The following is a 14,914-nucleotide window of genomic DNA, read 5'->3' as shown; positions in this document are numbered from 1 at the left end:
TCTCGGCGCGATACCCGGTCGCGGGGCCCGGCTGCTCCACCTGTGGCGCGGATCACTGTCACGAACCGACCGGCCGAGCCGTCCTGTGGGTGAGGTCGGGTGAAGGAGGAGACATGACGGTGCAGGTCGTGGTGGTGGGTGGCGGGTACGCCGGGGTGATGGCGGCCAACCGCCTGGCGGGACGCTCGGCGGGGGCGCTCGAGGTGGTGCTGGTCAACGAGCGGCCCGAGTTCGTCGAGCGCATCCGGCTGCACGAGCACGCGGCCGGAGGGCGCGGGCTGCCCACCGTGCCGTTCGCGAGGCTGCTGCACCCGGCAGTACGGCTCGAGGTCGGCCGCGCCGTGCGGGTCGACGCCGGCGGGCGGCTGCGCCTGGCGGACCGCGAGCTCGCCTTCGACCACCTCGTGTACGCCGCGGGGTCCACGGGCCGGCGCGGCCCCGGCGGCGCGGGGGAGGGCGCCGCGGAGCGGCACGACGTCGCCACGGCCGAGTCCGCGGCGCGGGCGCGCGAGCGGGTCGCCGCGCTGCCGTCCGGTGCCGCCGTGCTCGTGCGCGGCGCGGGGCACACCGGCATCGAGCTGGCAGCCGAGCTGCGCGGGCGCCGCCCGGACCTGGCGGTGCACCTGCTCGCCCGCGACGGCGTGGGCCGCGCGCTCGGCACGCGCGGCGGCGAGGTGGTCGAGGCGCGGCTGCGCCGCCTCGGCGTGTCCGTGCACCGCGAGGAGCGGGCCCTGCCGCCCGTCGTCCTCACCGTGCGGGCCGACGGGTTCGTGGGCGCGTCGCTCGCCGCCGACAGCGGCCTGCCGGTCGACGACACCGGGCGCCTGCTCGTCGCGGGCGACCTGCGCGTGCCCGGGCACCCGCGCCTGGTCGGCGCGGGCGACGGCGTCCGCGTCACCGGCCCGGCCGGCGCGCACCTGCGGATGGGCTGCGCCGTCGCCCTGCCGCTGGGGGCGCACGCGGCGGACGTGGTGCTGGCGACGGTCGCCGGGCGCCCGGCGGAGCGGCTCGACGCGGGGTTCGCGCTGCAGTGCGTGAGCCTCGGCCGCGGCGATGGCATCATCCAGGTCGTGCGCCCCGACGACACCGCCCGCGCCGTGCGCCTGCGCGGCCGCCCCGCCGCCGCGGTCAAGGAGCTCGTCTGCCGCCAGACGCTGCGGTGGCTGGCGGGCGAGGCGCGGCGTCCCGGCTCCTTCCGGTGGCCGGCGGGGCCGCGGGACCTCGCGCGCCGATGAGCGACGACGACGTCTTCCTGCGCCACCGCGGGCTGGTCTTCTCCGTCGCCTACGACCTGCTGGGCTCGGTCGCCGACGCCGACGACGTCGTGCAGGACGTCTACGAGCGCTGGGCGAGGCGGTCCGGCGACGTCGACGAGCCCCGCGCCTACCTCGCACGGGTCGCGGCCAACCGCTCCCTCGACGTGCTGCGCTCGAGCGAGCGGCGGCGCGTGGAGTACGTCGGCCCGTGGCTGCCGGAGCCCCTGCCGGGCGGCGCGGGCACGGGCGGCGCGGGCACGGGCGGCGCGGGCACCGGGAGCACGGGCTCCGGCGGCCCGGGGCCGGAGGAGCGGGCCGTCGAGGCCGACGCGGTCTCCGCGGCGCTGCTCGTGCTGCTGCAGACGCTCGGCGAGCACGAGCGCGTCTGCTACGCGCTGCGCGAGGTCTTCGGCTTCTCCTACGCCGAGATCGCGCGGGTCGTCGACGGGCAGGAGGCGACGGTGCGCCAGGCCGTGCACCGGGCGCGGCGGCGCGTGCAGGAGCGCCGCGAGCGGTTCGCCGTCGACCCGGCCCAGCACGCCGGCACCGTGCAGCGGTTCCTCGCCGCCGCGGGCGACGGGGACATCGACGGGCTGCTCGCGCTGCTGGCACCCGGCGCGGTGCTCACGGTCGACGGCGGCGGGCTGGTCAGCGCGGCGCGCCGGCCGGTCCTCGGGGCCGAGGCGGTGGTCCGCTTCCTGCTCGGCCTGCGCCGCACGCGCGGGCAGGACGCGCGCGTGGTGCCGGCCGTCCTCAACGGCGAGCTCGCGGCCCTGGCGGTCGAGGACGGCGCCGTGACCGCGGCCTTCCAGTTCGCCGTCGCGGCGGGGGTGGTCGAGGAGCTCTACGTGGTGCGCAACCCGCACAAACTGGCCCGGCTGGGCGGCCTCGCGCAGCCGGGCCGCACGCCGTGACAGGCGTGCCCGACGCCCGCCGAGGGGCCCGACGCCCGACGGACACCCGATGTTCACCCGCCGGCGCCTCGACTCCCCGCCCGCGGTGCCGATAGCAGGGGCATGACCTCCCCTTCGCCCTCCGGCGCCGGCGCTCTCGGCCCTGACCAGCGCGTCCGCACGATCGGCGAGCTGAGCGACCCCGTCCCCCAGGTGCGCGCGGACGACCCGGTCAGCGTCGTCGGGCGCACGTTCCGCGAGCAGCCCGCGCTGCGCGCGGTGGCGGTCGTCGGCCTCGACGCGCCGGTGCTGCTCACCCGCGCCGCCCTCGAGCGGCACCTCAGCGGCCGCCTCGGCTACGGCCGTGCGCTGCTCGCGCGCGCCGTGGTGGGCGACATCGTCGAGCCGGACGGCCTGCGCGTCGACGCCGGCCTGCCGCTGCGCGACGTCGCGGGCGTGCTGCTGACCCAGCGCGAGGCGCTGCGCGACGACGACGTGCTCGTGCTGCACGCGGACGGCTCCACCGGAGCGGCGTCGGTCGCGGCGATCTTCCGCGAGATCGGCCTGGTGTTCCAGGAGATCGCCATGCGCGACCCGCTGACCGGGCTGCCCAACCGGCGCATGCTCGACGAGCACGGCACCGGCCTGCTCGCCGCCGGCGCCGACCGGTCGCGCCTGGCCGTGCTGTACGTGGACCTCGACGGGTTCAAGGAGGTCAACGACACCCTCGGGCACCGCGCCGGCGACGAGCTGCTCGTGGTGTTCGCGCAGCGGCTGGCCGCGTGCGTGCGCCCGCAGGACCTGCTCGGCCGGCTCGGCGGGGACGAGTTCGCCGTGCTGCTCACCGACGTCGACGAGGTGGCCGCCACGGCGGTGGCCGACCGCGTCGCCGCCGCCGCGCAGGAACGGTTCGTCGTCGACGAGCACCGGGTGCAGGTCTCGGCCAGCGTCGGGGTGGCCGTCGGCAGCGAGATCGACGACGAGGAGCCGGTGTTCGGCGTGCTGGACGAGCTGCTCCAGCGGGCCGACCGCGCGATGTTCCGCGCCAAGCGCGCCGGCAAGGCGCGCGTCGGGCGGCTGCGGACCGTCGAGGAGGCGGGCGCGCCGACCCGTCGTGCGCTCCTGCGGCGCCGGCTGAACCACGCCCTGACCCACGGCGGCGGCCTGCGGCTGCACTACCAGCCGCAGCTCGACCTGCGCACCGGTCGGGTCGAGTCCGTCGAGGCGCTGCTGCGCTGGACCGACGAGGAGCTGGGGACGGTCTCGCCGGCCGAGGTGATCCCGCTCGCCGAGCAGACCGGGCAGATCCACGCCCTCGGCGCCTGGGTGCTGCGCACCGCGTGCACGCAGGCGCGGGCCTGGCACGACGACGGCCGCGACTGGGCGGTGTCGGTCAACGTGTCGCCGGTGCAGCTCGCCGAGCCCGGGCTCACCGAGCAGGTGCTGCGCGCCACGGCCGAGGCGGGGATCCCGCCGCGGCTGCTCCAGGTGGAGGTCACCGAGACGGCGGCCATCGCCGACCTGCCCCTCGCGGTGGAGCAGCTCCAGCGGCTGCAGGCCGCGGGCGTGGCGGTGCACCTGGACGACTTCGGCGTCGGCTACTCCTCGCTCGGCCGGCTGCGCAGCCTGCCGGTCAGCACGCTGAAGATCGACCAGAGCATCGTCGCGCGGCTGGACTCCGACGAGGCCGACGCCCAGCTGCTGTCCGGCGTGATCGGGGCCGCGCACACCATCGGGCTCACCGTGGTGGCCGAGGGCGTCGAGCGCGCCGCCCAGCTCGAGCGGCTGCGCGAGCTGGGCTGCGACGCCGCCCAGGGCTACCTCATCAGCCGGCCCCGGCCCGCGCCCGACCTGGAGCAGGCGGCGGCGTCCTGACCCTTCGCCGGCCCTCCCGCCGCGAGGCGTCCCGACGCATGATGGACCTGTCCGGACCACTCGACGACGAGACGGAGGGGCGACGATGAGGGCCACGGTGGGAGACCGGATCGTGCAGGCGTCGGGGCGCGTGGGCGGCCCCGTGCGCGACGGCGTGGTCACGGAGGTGCGCGGCGCGGACGGGGCGCCGCCGTACCGGGTGCGGTGGAGCGACACCGGCGACGAGACGCTCGTGTTCCCGGGCAGCGACTCCCTGGTCGAGCCCGGCGAGGCGGCGGGCGGGCAGGACGCCGGCGGACGGACGGTGGAGCACCCGCACACCCGCACGTGGCACGTGCAGGTGACCATGGTCGCGTCCGGGCCGAGCACCACGGCGGAGGCCACGCTCGTCGCGGGCGACGTCGGCAGCCTGCGCTCGGTGGGGCGGGCCCGCAAGGACCCGGGCGACGCCGACAGCGCCGTCGTCGGCGACGAGATCGCCGCCGGCCGGGCGCTGCGGCGGCTGGCCGAGAGCCTCCTGGGCCAGGCGGAGCGCGACATCACCGCGGCGACGGGCGTGCAGGGGCACGTGCACGCCTGACGGCCGCACCGGCCCGCGGCGCCCGCATGACGGTCGGCGCGACGAGCGGCCGTGCGCCGGGCGCGGCCGCTTAGGCTCGGACCATGCGCACCTCCCGCCTCGTCACCCCGCTCGTCGCCGCCGCGGCCTCGGCCCTCGCCCTCGCCGGCTGCTCGGCCGACGGCACCACCGACGGCACCGCCGACGGCGGCGCCGGCGCGTCGCCGTCGGCCTCCGCCACCTGCGAGCCCGGCGCCCTGCCCACGCTCACCGACGGCGTGCTCACGGTGGGCGCCGGCGACCCCTACGAGCCCTGGTACGTGGGGGAGAAGGACTCCGGCGAGGGCTTCGAGTCGGCCCTGGTGTATGCGGTCGCCGAGCGGCTCGGCTACGAGCGCGACGCGGTGGAGTGGGCCGACGTCACCTTCGACCAGATCATCGCGCCGGCCGAGAAGCCGTTCGACCTCGCCGCCTACCAGACCACGATCACCGACGAGCGCGAGCAGGTGGTCGACTTCTCGAGCCCGTACCTGACCAGCCGCCAGGGCGTGATCGTCGCGGACGACGGCCGGTACGCGGACGCGGCGTCCCTCGCGGACCTCGAGGGCGCGAAGGTGGGCGTCACCGCGGCCCAGACCTCGCTCGACGCCGCGGAGGCCGCGTGGGGCGACGCCGTCGAGGTGGTGCCGTTCAACGCCGCGGGCGACGGCATGCAGGCGCTGTCGGCCGGGCAGGTCGACGCGATGGTGATGGACGTCGACCAGGGCGTCGCCGCGTCCACCGTGTACTTCCCCGGCACGCAGGTGGTCGGCACGCTGCCGACCGTCGGCGAGCCGGAGCAGCTCGGCCTGGTCATGGACGAGGGCTCGGCCCTGACGCCGTGCGTGTCGCAGGCCGTGGAGGCGCTCGAGGCGGACGGCACCCTCGCGCAGCTGCGCACCGAGTGGCTCAGGTCGGACGACATCCCCGAGCTCGGCTGACCCGGCCGACGGGCCGGGTCGCCCGGCCGGCGGCGGGCGGCGCGCAGGGCGCAGTCCGCCGCCGGGACCGCCGCGTCAGCGGCCGACGTCCAGCGGCGCGTGGTCCTCGAGCGCCGACGGCGGGTCGGTCAGCTTCGGGTCGCGCGCCAGGTACGCCTTGGTCTCGCGGGCGACCAGCCCCGACAGCACGAGCAGGCCGACGAGGTTCGGCAGGGCCATGAGGCCGTTGAGGACGTCGGCCACGCCCCACACCACGTCCAGCTCCCACAGCGCGCCGACGAGGCACACCAGCGTGAAGACGGTGCGGTAGGGGAACGAGGCCCTGATCCCGAACAGCGTGGTGGCGCAGCGCTCGCCGTAGTACGCCCACCCGATCACGGTGGACAGCGCGAAGAAGACGACGGCGACGGCCACGACGGCGGCGCCCACGGACGCCAGAGGTCCGCTGGACATCGCCTCCGCGGTCATGGCAGCGCCCTCGGCGTCCGACTGCCAGGCGCCCGAGGTGATGATGACCAGGCCGGTGAAGGACACGACGATGATCGTGTCGATGAAGGTCTGGGTCATCGACACCAGGCCCTGGCGCACGGGGTGGTGCGTCTTGGCGGCGGCCGCCACGATGGCGGCCGAGCCCAGCCCGGACTCGTTGGAGAACAGCCCGCGGGCCACGCCGAACTGCAGGGCCATCGCCACCGTGGAGCCGACGAACCCGCCGGTCGCGGCGGTCCCCGTGAACGCGTCGGTGAACACGAGCGCCAGGGCGTCGGGGATCGCGGTGACGTTGGCGGCGAGGACCACCAGCCCCGCCACGACGTAGAACAGGATCATCAGCGGCACGAACGAGGCGGTGACGGCGCCGATGCGCTTGATCCCGCCCAGCAGCACGACGCCGACGAACAGCACGATGACGACGCCCGAGACCAGCGGCGGCACCCCGAACGTCTCGTCGAGGGAGTGGGCGATCGTGTTGGTCTGGGTCATGTTGCCGATGCCGAACGCGGCCAGCGCGGCGAAGACGGCGAAGGTCACCGCGAGCACCTTGCCGAACGGTCCGGGGATGGCCCGCTTGAGGTACTCCTGCGGCCCGCCGCGCTGCTCGCCCCGCTCGTCCACGACGCGGAACTTCGAGCCGAGGAACGCCTCGGAGTACTTGGAGGCCATGCCGACCAGGCCGGTGACCCACATCCAGAACAGGGCCCCGGGGCCGCCGATGCCGATCGCGGTGGCGACGCCGGCGATGTTGCCGACGCCGACGGTGGCCGCCAGCGCCGTGGTGAGCGCCTGGTAGTGCGAGATGTCGCCCTGCCCGCCCTGGTCCTTCTCCCGGCGCTGCAGCAGGCCGAGGCGCAGGGCCGGCCCGAGCTTGCGGAACTGCACGCCGCGCAGCCGGATCGTCAGGAAGAGGCCGGTGCCGAGCAGCAGGGGGATGAGCAGGAACGGGCCCCAGACGAAGGAGCCCACGGTGGCGACGGCCTCGGCAAGTCTCTCCATGGCGGGTCACCGTAACCCTCGGGGCGTGACCGGCACCACACCGCCCGTGCGGTCAGGGCGTGTCGTACACGTCCTTGACGACGAGCACGGGGGCCGGGGCGTCGAGCAGCACCCGCTGCGTCGTCGTGCCCATCATGAAGGTGCCGTCGCTCGAGCGCTTGCGCGAGCCGACCACCACCAGCGTGGCGGCGATCGCGTCCACCGCGTCGAGGATCGCGTCCGCCGGCTCGTCCTCCTCGCGCCGGAACGTCACCGACTCGACGACCACGTCCTCCGGGACCGTGGCGAGCGCCTCGGCCAGCGGCGACGGCACGGTGGCCTCGCCGCCGGGCGGCGGGTCGAGGACGAGCACCGCGAGCGGGAGCCGCCGTCGCACCGCCTCGGCGATGCCGGCGCGCAGGGCGGCCTCGCCGTGCGCGGACGTGTTGCAGGCCACGAGCACCGTCATGCGCTCACCTTCTCACGACCGGCCAGCGAGAGGCCTGGTGGGAGCAGGGCGGCCACGGACGCGTGCAGGGCGACGGCCCGCGCGCGCCGGTCGTCGCCCGCGAGGCGCTCGGCCGGCGCGGTGATGCTCACCGCGGCCACGGGGCGCCCGGCGCGCAGGACGGCGACGGCGACGCAGGCGATGCCCGCCTCGTTCTCCTCGTCCTCCTCGGCGAAGCCGCGGTCGTGGGCGGCGTCGAGGCTGCGGCGCAGCCGCTCGGGCGAGGTGACGCCGTCGGCGTACCGCGCGAGCTCGGCCGCGTCGAGCGGCGCCGTGGCCGCCTCCAGCGCGGCGAGCCAGGCGCGGCCGAGCGCCGTCGTCGCCGCGGGGCGGTGGCGCCCGACGGCGGACCACACGCGCACCGCGCGCTGCGGCTCGACCTTGTCGAGGTAGACGATCTCCCGCCCCGCCAGCGCCCCGAGGTGCACCAGCTCGCCCACCTCGGCGCACAGCGCGGTCAGGGCGGGGCGGAGCAGCCCGGGCAGGTTCTCCTCGTGCAGGTAGGTGGTGCCGAGCGCGACGGCGGCGGCCCCGAGGCGGTACCGGCCGTCGGGGGTCTGCTCGGCGTAGCCGCGGTGGCGCAGGGCCGCGAGGGTGCGGTGCAGCGTCGTCTTGTGCACGCCGACCTCGTCCGCCAGCGCCGCCAGCGGCGCGCCCGCCGCGCCCGCCCGGGCGAGCGCGTCCAGCGTCGTCAGCGCCTTGTCGACGCTCCCGATCGGGCTCGCCTCTGTCATCGCCGGCTCCCTCCTGCTACTGTCCGTTCCGCACGATACAACACACGTTCACCATCGCGAAACGCAAGGAAGTGGAGTCACGATGGACACCCCCGTCCTGGAGCGCATCGGCGCGCTGCGCATCGTCCCCGTCGTCGTCGTCGACGGCGCGGAGGAGGGGCTGCGGCTCGCCGACGCCCTGCTGGCCGGCGGCCTGCCGGTCGCCGAGATCACCCTGCGCCTGCCCGGCGCGCTCGACGCCCTGGCGGCCGTCGCCGCCGAGCGCCCCGACGTGCTGGTCGGCGCCGGCACCGTCGTCACCGAGCGGCAGGTGGACGAGGTCGTCGACGCCGGCGCGACGTTCCTCGTCTCGCCCGGCCTGCACGAGCCGGTCGTGCGCCGGGCGCAGGAGCGCGGCGTGCCGATCCTGCCGGGCGTCGCCACGGCGTCCGACCTCATGCGCGCCGTCGCGCTCGGGCTCGAGGTCGTCAAGCTGTTCCCGGCCGGCGTCGTCGGCGGCCCCGCCGCGATCAAGGCGCTCGGCGCGCCGTTCCCGCGGGTGCGGTTCATGCCCACCGGCGGCGTCGGCGCCACCAACCTCGGCGACTACCTCGCCCTGCCGGCCGTCCTCGCCGCGGGCGGCTCCTGGATGGTCGAGCGCTCGCTCGTCACCGCCGGCGACTGGGACGAGATCACCCGCCGCACCCGCGAGGCCGTGGCCCTCGCCGCCCCCCAGCGCGACGGCGAGCCCGTCGCCGTCCCCGCCCGCCAGGAGGTCTGAGCCGTGACCAACCCGTCGATCACCACCCGCCCGGCCGCCGAGTGCCGCTACGACGTCGTCGCCCTCGGCGAGGTCATGCTGCGCCTGGACCCGGGCGACCGCCGCATCCGCACCACCCGCACGTTCGACGTGTGGGAGGGCGGCGGCGAGTACAACGTCGCGCGCGGCCTGCGCCGGGCCTTCGGCCTGCGCGGCGCCGTCGTCACGGCCCTCGCGGACAACGAGGTGGGGCGCCTGGTCGAGGACTTCGTCCTCACCGGCGGGCTGGACACCTCGTGGATCCAGTGGCGCGACTACGACGGCATCGGGCGCACCGTGCGCAACGGCCTGAACTTCACGGAGCGCGGCTTCGGCGTGCGCGGTGCCGTGGGCGTCTCCGACCGCGGCAACACCGCGGTCGCGCAGATGCAGCCCGAGGACGTCGACTGGGACGCGCTGTTCTCCCAGGGCGTGCGCTGGTTCCACACCGGCGGCATCTTCGCCGCCCTGTCGGAGTCGTCGGCCGCGGTGGCCGAGGCGGCGATGACCGCCGCGCGCAAGCACGGCACCGTCGTGTCCTACGACCTCAACTACCGCCCGTCGCTGTGGAAGGGCATCGGCGGCCCGGCCCGCGCCCAGGAGGTCAACCAGCGCCTGGCGTCCCTGGTCGACGTGATGATCGGCAACGAGGAGGACTTCACCGCCTCGCTCGGCTTCGAGGTCGAGGGCGTGGACGAGAGCCTCACCGACCTGGACACCGGCGCCTTCCGCGCGATGATCGAGAAGGCCTCGGCGTCGTACCCGAGCTTCCAGGTCATCGCGACGACGCTGCGCGGCGTGCGGACCGCCACGGTCAACGACTGGGGCGCGATCGCCTGGTCGCGCGCCGAGGGCTTCGTCGAGGCCACGCACCGGCCCGCGCTGGAGATCTACGACCGCGTGGGCGGCGGCGACTCGTTCGCCTCCGGCCTGGCGTACGGCCTCATGGAGCTCGACAGCCTGCAGGAGGCCGTCGAGTTCGGCGCCGCGCACGGCGCCCTGGCCATGACGACCCCGGGCGACACGACGACGGCGACGCTGGCCGAGGTCGCCAAGCTCGCCCGCGGCGGGTCGGCGCGCGTGCAGCGCTGACGCCCCGGCCGGCCGCTGCCGGACCCCCGACGACGCCGGTGCCCGCGCGGGCGCCGGCGCCGTCGCGCGGGCCTAGACTCGCCAGTCGTGCGTCGCGTCGTGGGCCAGTGGGTCGATCCGTTCATCGTCGCCATCGTGGTGGTGCTGCTCGTCGGCCTCCTGGTCCCGGCCCCCGAGGGCGTCCGCGACGTCACGGGGGTGGCCGGCGACGTCGCCGTCGTGCTGCTGTTCCTCCTCTACGGCGCCCGGCTGCCCACCCGCGACGTGGTGCGCGGCCTGCGCGACTGGCGGCTGCAGGGCGGCATCCTCGCCGCCACGTTCGTGCTCTTCCCCGTCCTGGCCTGGGTCGCCGCCGTGCTCAGCGAGCCGTTCCTCGGCGCGGGCCTGGCCGCCGGCGTGCTCTACCTCGGGCTGCTGCCCTCCACGGTGCAGTCGTCGGTCGCGTTCACCTCCGTGGCGCGCGGCGACGTCGCCGGCGCGATCTGCGGCGCCACGGTGTCCAACACGCTCGGCATGGTGCTCACCCCGCTGCTGGCGCTGTGGCTCATGACCAGCGGCGGCTCGTCGGGCGGCGCGGGCGACCTGGCCGCCGTCGGGATCGGCGGCATCGGCGGCGTGCTGCTGCAGCTGCTGCTGCCGTTCGTCGTCGGCCAGGTGCTCCAGCGCTGGGTGGGGGACTGGGTGCGCGCCCACCGGCCGCTGACGCTCGCCGTCGACCGCGGCACGATCCTGCTCATCGTCTTCTCCGCCGTCGCCGACGCCTCGGCCGAGGGCGTCTGGGACGACATGTCGCCGTGGGCCGTCGTGGCGCTGCTCGGGGTGTCCGCCGTGCTGCTCGCCGCGATGCTCGCGGCCACCTGGTGGGGCGGCCGGGGCCTCGGGCTGGACGACGAGCGCCGCGTCGCGCTGCTCATGTGCGGGTCGAAGAAGTCGCTCGCCACCGGGCTGCCGATGGCGATCGCGCTGTTCCCGGCCGCCGCGGTCGGCACCATCGCCGTCCCGGTGATCGTGTTCCACCAGCTGCAGCTCGTGGTCTGCTCGGTGATCGCCCGACGGCTCGCGCTGCGCCGCTGAGCCCGCGCCGGGTGGCCGCCTCGGCGGCGCCCGCCGGAACCCGGGGCCGCCGTCGTGCGTTGGACGGACGTCAGGTGCCGGACGCGACCCCCGGGAGCCCCCTCATGCAGTGCCCCAGCTGCCAGTCCGTGCTGGTGATGTCCGAGCGCAAGGGCGTGGAGATCGACTACTGCCCGCAGTGCCGCGGGGTGTGGCTCGACCGCGGCGAGCTCGACAAGATCATCGACCGCGCCCTGGACGCCGAGATCGCCGCCGAGGTGCGGGGGGCCGCAGGGCCCGCCGAGCCGTCCGTCGTCCCCGGCGCGCCCGTCTCCCCGCTGCCGCCGGTGCCGCCGTCGTACGGCGACCGCGACGACTACCGGCGCTACGACGACAAGCGGTACGACGACAAGCGGTACGACGAGCGGCGGTACGACGACCGGCGCTACGACGAGCGTCGCTACGACAAGCGCTACGACGACCGCTACCGGCGCGACGACGAGTACCGGCGGCGCAAGAAGAAGGACTCGTTCCTCGGGGACCTCTTCGACTTCTGAGCGACGTCTCGGCAGGGGCGGCGGCGGGGTGGCCGCCGACGCGACGAGGGGCGCGCCCGCACGGGCGCGCCCCTCGTCGTACCGGCGGGGACCGGGCGCGGTCCCCGCGCCTCAGGCCGCGGCGAGCTGCTCGCGCACCTGCCGCTTGGCGCGGGTGAGCATGCCGGCCAGGCCGTTGAGGCGCAGCGGGCTCACCGCCTTCGTCAGGCCGAGCATGAGGGGGAAGTCCTCCGGCACGTCGAGCACCTGCTGCGCCGTCAGACCGGTCAGGCCCTGGGCGAGGATCGAGGCGAAGCCGCGGGTCGTCGGCGCCTCGGCCGGCGCGGTGGCGTGGAAGTGCACCACGCCGTCGCCGTCGACCTCCGCGAACGCGAACACGGGCGACTGGCACTCGTGGACCCGCTCGAGCTTCTCCGGCGCGTCGGCGTACCGCGCCGGCAGGTCGGGCAGCTCGCCGGCGAGCTCCAGCAGCAGCTGCAGCCGGTCGCGCTCGCCCAGGGCGAGGAAGTCCTCGCGGATCTCGGCCAGCGGTGCGGGCAGCCGCTCGGACGTGGTGGTCTCGGTGGTGCTCATGGTCTCCAGTCTCTCCTTCGGGCTCTCCCTCGGGCTCTTCCTCAGGCCGCGGGCGCCTCGCCCGGCTGGGTGCCGGTGGCGATCGGCACGCGCACGGCGTTGCCCCACTCGGTCCACGAGCCGTCGTAGTTGCGCACGTCCGCCACGCCCAGCAGGAAGTGCAGCGCGAACCAGGTGTGGCTGGAGCGCTCGCCGATGCGGCAGTAGGTGACGACGGCGTCGTCGGCCGCGATGCCCAGCCCGCCCGCAGCGGGGGAGCCCTGGTAGATCGCCTCGAGCTCCGCGCGCGGCTTGTACGTGCCGTCCGCGGCGACCGCCGTGGCCCACGGGACGTTGCGGGCGGTGGGGATGTGGCCGCCGCGCAGCACGCCCTCCTCGGGGTAGTCGGGGATGGCGATGCGCTCGCCCGTGTACTCCGGGTTCGAGCGGATGTCGACGAGCGGGCCGCGGCCGAGGTGCGCCAGCACGTCCTCCTTGAAGGCGCGGAAGGTGCGGTCGTCGCGCTCGACGACGGGGTAGTCGGTGGCCTCGCGCTCGGGCTTGTCGGTCACCAGCGGGCGGCCCTCGGCGGTCCAGAGGTTGCGGCCGCCGTCGAGCAGCCGCACGTCCTCGTGGCCGAACAGCGTGAACACCCACGCGGTGTACGCGGCCCACCAGTTGTTCTTGTCGCCGTAGAGCACCACGGTGGTGTCGCGCGCGATCCCCTTGGCGCTCATGAGGGCGGCGAACCCGGCGCCGTCGAGGTAGTCGCGCTCGACGGGGTGCTGCAGCTCGGTGTGCCAGTCCACCTTCACCGCGCCGGGGACGTGGCCGGTCTCGTAGAGCAGCACGTCCTCGTCCGACTCGACGACCACGAGGCCCGGGTCGTCGAGGTGCTCCGCGAGCCAGGCCGTGGTCACCAGGCGCTCGGGGTGGGCGTACTCGGCGAGCCTCGGCGTCGGGTCGAGCGGTGCGGGCATGCGTCCTCCTTGGTGGTCCTTCAGGTCCTCGAGCGCCGGCGCGCGCTGACGCGCCGTCGGGCTCCCTCTCACCGAACCACATCGGGGTCGGTGGGCTTCCCGGCTGCGGGCACATCTCAGCATGCAGGACCGGCGCGGTCACCTGGTGCGACGTGCCGCGGCCGGCTGGTGACCCGGCGGGCCGCGCCCGTGTGACGCCGGTCACCGGCGTGCGCATACACTGGCGACCGACAGCCCCGGACGACGACGTCAGGAGGCAGCATGGCGGTCGCGGGCGAGCACCGCACCACCCCCGGGCGGCACGACGCGCGCGACCCCGCGCCCCCGGTGCAGCGTGACCCCCGCTGGGTGCGCGCCGCGCACGAGCGGTTCCTCGCCACCGGCGAGCTCGCCGCGGGCGTCGACCCCGTGGTGGCGGCCTCGTGGCGCCGCAGCCTCGTCTCCGGCGTCGACCCGGACGACCCCGACCCGCTGCTCACCCTGCCCGCCGCCGACCTCGACGCCTACCGCGCCGCCCACCCGCTGGCCGGCGCCATGCCCCTGGTGCGCTCCATGCTCGTGGAGGCGGCCGTCGACGACGGCCTGGTGGTCGCGGTGTCCGACGACGCCGGGCGGCTCATGTGGGTCGAGGGCGCCGGCCGCACGCGCGCGGCCGTGGACCGGGTCGGGTTCGTCGAGGGAGCGGTGTGGCGCGAGGAGCGGGTGGGCACCAACGCGCCGGGCACGGCGCTGGCCACCCGCCGCCCGGTGCAGGTCATCGGGGCGGAGCACTACTCGCGCGCCGTGCAGGGGCTCAGCTGCGCCGCCGCGCCGATCCGCGACCTGCGCGACGGGTCGCTGCTCGGGGTGCTGGACGTCACCGGGGGGCGGGCTGCCGCGTCGCGGGTCGTGCTGTCGCTGGTGCGGGCCACCGTGGCCGGCGTCGAGCGCGAGCTGGCCCGGCGCACGGGGCATGCGCCGGGCGGGGCCGGCCCGGGCGCGTCCGGCGCGGTCGCCGCCGGCGGCCTCGGCGGGCCGGGAGTCGAGCTGGCCGTCCTGGGGCCGCGCCCGGTGCTGCGCGGGCCGGGCGGCGAGCGCCCGCTGTCGCTGCGGCACGCCGAGATCCTCGTGCTGCTCGCCGCCCACCCGCGCGGGCTCGCCGCGGACGAGCTCGCCGTCCTGCTGCACCCCGGCGATCTCACCGACGTCAGCGTGCGCGCGGAGGTGTCGCGGCTGCGGCGCGTCACCGGCCCGCTGCTCGCGCAGTCGCGGCCCTACCGCCTCGCCCTGTCCCCGCGCACCGACGCCGACGACGTGCGTGCGGCGCTCGCCGCCGGCGACGTCGGCCGCGCGCTCGCCGCGTACCCCGGGCCGCTGCTGCCGCGCTCGGTCGCGCCCGGCGTCGAGCGGCTGCGCGCCGAGCTCGCCGCCGAGCTGCGCGCCGCCGTCCTCGCCTCCCGCGAGGTCGGCGTGCTGCAGGCGTGGGTGCGCACCGACGACGGCGCCGACGACCACGAGGCGTGGGCCCGGCTGGCCCGGCTCGCGCCGCCGGGCAGCCCGCTGGCCCTGCGCGCGCGGGCCCACCTCGACGTGCTCGACCGGCTGCTGCGCTGACCGCGCCGCCGGTCGCCCCGGGCGTGCAACGGGG

Annotated in this window: 15 protein-coding genes; 10 read left to right on the top strand and 5 right to left on the bottom strand. The window is 76.4% G+C overall.

What is annotated here, in order from left to right:
* The first annotated feature begins 113 nt into the window (after window positions 1–113).
* The 5 genes from U5M74_RS05160 to U5M74_RS05140 all read left to right on the top strand — a co-directional run bounded on the left by U5M74_RS05160 (window position 114) and on the right by U5M74_RS05140 (window position 5,563).
* A complete protein-coding gene (locus tag U5M74_RS05160; protein WP_410906766.1) occupies window positions 114–1,235 on the top strand; it encodes an FAD-dependent oxidoreductase in 1,122 nt (373 codons plus the stop codon).
* Window positions 1,232–2,170: a sigma-70 family RNA polymerase sigma factor gene (locus U5M74_RS05155; protein ID WP_410906764.1), complete on the top strand. Its 939-nt coding sequence runs from the start codon at window positions 1,232–1,234 to the stop codon at window positions 2,168–2,170. The genes U5M74_RS05160 and U5M74_RS05155 overlap by 4 nt, the downstream gene beginning before the upstream one ends.
* Window positions 2,171–2,272: 102 nt before the next feature.
* Entirely contained in the window at window positions 2,273–4,024 is a 1,752-nt protein-coding gene (locus U5M74_RS05150; RefSeq protein ID WP_410906762.1) for a putative bifunctional diguanylate cyclase/phosphodiesterase, read from the top strand.
* An 85-nt stretch (window positions 4,025–4,109) separates the two neighbouring features.
* Window positions 4,110–4,604 (top strand): DUF1918 domain-containing protein, encoded by a 495-nt coding sequence (locus U5M74_RS05145; protein ID WP_410906760.1) that lies wholly within the window; start codon window positions 4,110–4,112, stop codon window positions 4,602–4,604.
* A gap of 83 nt (window positions 4,605–4,687) precedes the next feature.
* On the top strand, window positions 4,688–5,563 hold the full coding sequence (locus tag U5M74_RS05140; RefSeq protein ID WP_410906758.1) for an ABC transporter substrate-binding protein: 876 nt from the start codon (window positions 4,688–4,690) through the stop codon (window positions 5,561–5,563).
* A gap of 75 nt (window positions 5,564–5,638) precedes the next feature.
* On the opposite strand, the gene U5M74_RS05135 is transcribed toward U5M74_RS05140, so the two are convergent.
* Genes U5M74_RS05135 through U5M74_RS05125 form a run of 3 tightly spaced genes read right to left on the bottom strand, consistent with a single transcriptional unit; the run spans window position 5,639 to window position 8,275 of the window.
* The gene (locus tag U5M74_RS05135; protein ID WP_410906756.1) at window positions 5,639–7,054 is read right to left on the bottom strand and encodes an alanine/glycine:cation symporter family protein; all 1,416 of its coding nucleotides are present in this window, start codon (window positions 7,052–7,054) and stop codon (window positions 5,639–5,641) included.
* Window positions 7,055–7,106: 52 nt separating this feature from the next.
* A complete protein-coding gene (locus U5M74_RS05130) occupies window positions 7,107–7,502 on the bottom strand; it encodes a universal stress protein (protein WP_410906754.1) in 396 nt (131 codons plus the stop codon).
* Window positions 7,499–8,275 carry an IclR family transcriptional regulator gene (locus U5M74_RS05125; protein ID WP_410906752.1) on the bottom strand — a complete coding sequence of 259 codons (777 nt, stop codon included), beginning with the start codon at window positions 8,273–8,275 and terminating at the stop codon, window positions 7,499–7,501. The genes U5M74_RS05130 and U5M74_RS05125 overlap by 4 nt, the downstream gene beginning before the upstream one ends.
* An 82-nt stretch (window positions 8,276–8,357) precedes the next feature.
* On the opposite strand from U5M74_RS05125, the gene eda reads away from it, so the two are divergent.
* The 4 genes from eda to U5M74_RS05105 all read left to right on the top strand — a co-directional run bounded on the left by eda (window position 8,358) and on the right by U5M74_RS05105 (window position 11,755).
* A complete protein-coding gene (gene eda / locus U5M74_RS05120) occupies window positions 8,358–9,035 on the top strand; it encodes a bifunctional 4-hydroxy-2-oxoglutarate aldolase/2-dehydro-3-deoxy-phosphogluconate aldolase (RefSeq protein ID WP_410906750.1) in 678 nt (225 codons plus the stop codon).
* A 3-nt stretch (window positions 9,036–9,038) separates the two neighbouring features.
* Entirely contained in the window at window positions 9,039–10,145 is a 1,107-nt protein-coding gene (locus U5M74_RS05115; RefSeq protein WP_410906748.1) for a PfkB family carbohydrate kinase, read from the top strand.
* Window positions 10,146–10,232: 87 nt separating this feature from the next.
* On the top strand, window positions 10,233–11,219 hold the full coding sequence (locus U5M74_RS05110; protein WP_410906746.1) for a bile acid:sodium symporter family protein: 987 nt from the start codon (window positions 10,233–10,235) through the stop codon (window positions 11,217–11,219).
* A gap of 104 nt (window positions 11,220–11,323) precedes the next feature.
* Window positions 11,324–11,755, top strand: coding sequence for a zf-TFIIB domain-containing protein (locus U5M74_RS05105; protein WP_410906744.1), 432 nt, complete (start codon window positions 11,324–11,326; stop codon window positions 11,753–11,755).
* Window positions 11,756–11,866: 111 nt separating this feature from the next.
* Here U5M74_RS05105 and U5M74_RS05100 read toward each other — a convergent pair whose 3' ends face one another.
* Complete coding sequence (locus tag U5M74_RS05100) at window positions 11,867–12,328, bottom strand: SufE family protein (protein WP_410906742.1); 462 nt, start codon at window positions 12,326–12,328, stop codon at window positions 11,867–11,869.
* Window positions 12,329–12,369: 41 nt separating this feature from the next.
* Entirely contained in the window at window positions 12,370–13,287 is a 918-nt protein-coding gene (locus U5M74_RS05095) for a sulfurtransferase (RefSeq protein WP_410906740.1), read from the bottom strand.
* Between the two features lie 261 nt (window positions 13,288–13,548).
* On the opposite strand from U5M74_RS05095, the gene U5M74_RS05090 reads away from it, so the two are divergent.
* The gene (locus U5M74_RS05090; protein WP_410906739.1) at window positions 13,549–14,880 is read left to right on the top strand and encodes a transcriptional regulator; all 1,332 of its coding nucleotides are present in this window, start codon (window positions 13,549–13,551) and stop codon (window positions 14,878–14,880) included.
* The last annotated feature ends 34 nt before the right edge of the window (window positions 14,881–14,914 follow it).

The sequence above is a fragment of the Puerhibacterium sp. TATVAM-FAB25 genome, from assembly GCF_046535855.1.
GTDB classification, from domain to species: domain Bacteria; phylum Actinomycetota; class Actinomycetes; order Actinomycetales; family Cellulomonadaceae; genus Puerhibacterium; species Puerhibacterium variabilis_A.
Note: the sequence above shows the minus strand (reverse complement) of the source record. Positions and strands in the feature narration are given on the sequence as shown.

What these genes read in the sequence shown, in the direction of transcription:
- U5M74_RS05125 (WP_410906752.1), bottom strand. Translation starts at nt 8,275, where the DNA reads ATGACAGAGGCGAGCCCGATCGGGAGCGTCGACAAGGCGCTGACGACG.
- U5M74_RS05145 (WP_410906760.1), top strand. Translation starts at nt 4,110, where the DNA reads ATGAGGGCCACGGTGGGAGACCGGATCGTGCAGGCGTCGGGGCGCGTG.
- U5M74_RS05090 (WP_410906739.1), top strand. Translation starts at nt 13,549, where the DNA reads ATGGCGGTCGCGGGCGAGCACCGCACCACCCCCGGGCGGCACGACGCG.
- U5M74_RS05150 (WP_410906762.1), top strand. Translation starts at nt 2,273, where the DNA reads ATGACCTCCCCTTCGCCCTCCGGCGCCGGCGCTCTCGGCCCTGACCAG.
- U5M74_RS05105 (WP_410906744.1), top strand. Translation starts at nt 11,324, where the DNA reads ATGCAGTGCCCCAGCTGCCAGTCCGTGCTGGTGATGTCCGAGCGCAAG.
- U5M74_RS05140 (WP_410906758.1), top strand. Translation starts at nt 4,688, where the DNA reads ATGCGCACCTCCCGCCTCGTCACCCCGCTCGTCGCCGCCGCGGCCTCG.
- U5M74_RS05135 (WP_410906756.1), bottom strand. Translation starts at nt 7,054, where the DNA reads ATGGAGAGACTTGCCGAGGCCGTCGCCACCGTGGGCTCCTTCGTCTGG.
- U5M74_RS05095 (WP_410906740.1), bottom strand. Translation starts at nt 13,287, where the DNA reads ATGCCCGCACCGCTCGACCCGACGCCGAGGCTCGCCGAGTACGCCCAC.
- U5M74_RS05160 (WP_410906766.1), top strand. Translation starts at nt 114, where the DNA reads ATGACGGTGCAGGTCGTGGTGGTGGGTGGCGGGTACGCCGGGGTGATG.
- eda (WP_410906750.1), top strand. Translation starts at nt 8,358, where the DNA reads ATGGACACCCCCGTCCTGGAGCGCATCGGCGCGCTGCGCATCGTCCCC.
- U5M74_RS05155 (WP_410906764.1), top strand. Translation starts at nt 1,232, where the DNA reads ATGAGCGACGACGACGTCTTCCTGCGCCACCGCGGGCTGGTCTTCTCC.
- U5M74_RS05100 (WP_410906742.1), bottom strand. Translation starts at nt 12,328, where the DNA reads ATGAGCACCACCGAGACCACCACGTCCGAGCGGCTGCCCGCACCGCTG.
- U5M74_RS05130 (WP_410906754.1), bottom strand. Translation starts at nt 7,502, where the DNA reads ATGACGGTGCTCGTGGCCTGCAACACGTCCGCGCACGGCGAGGCCGCC.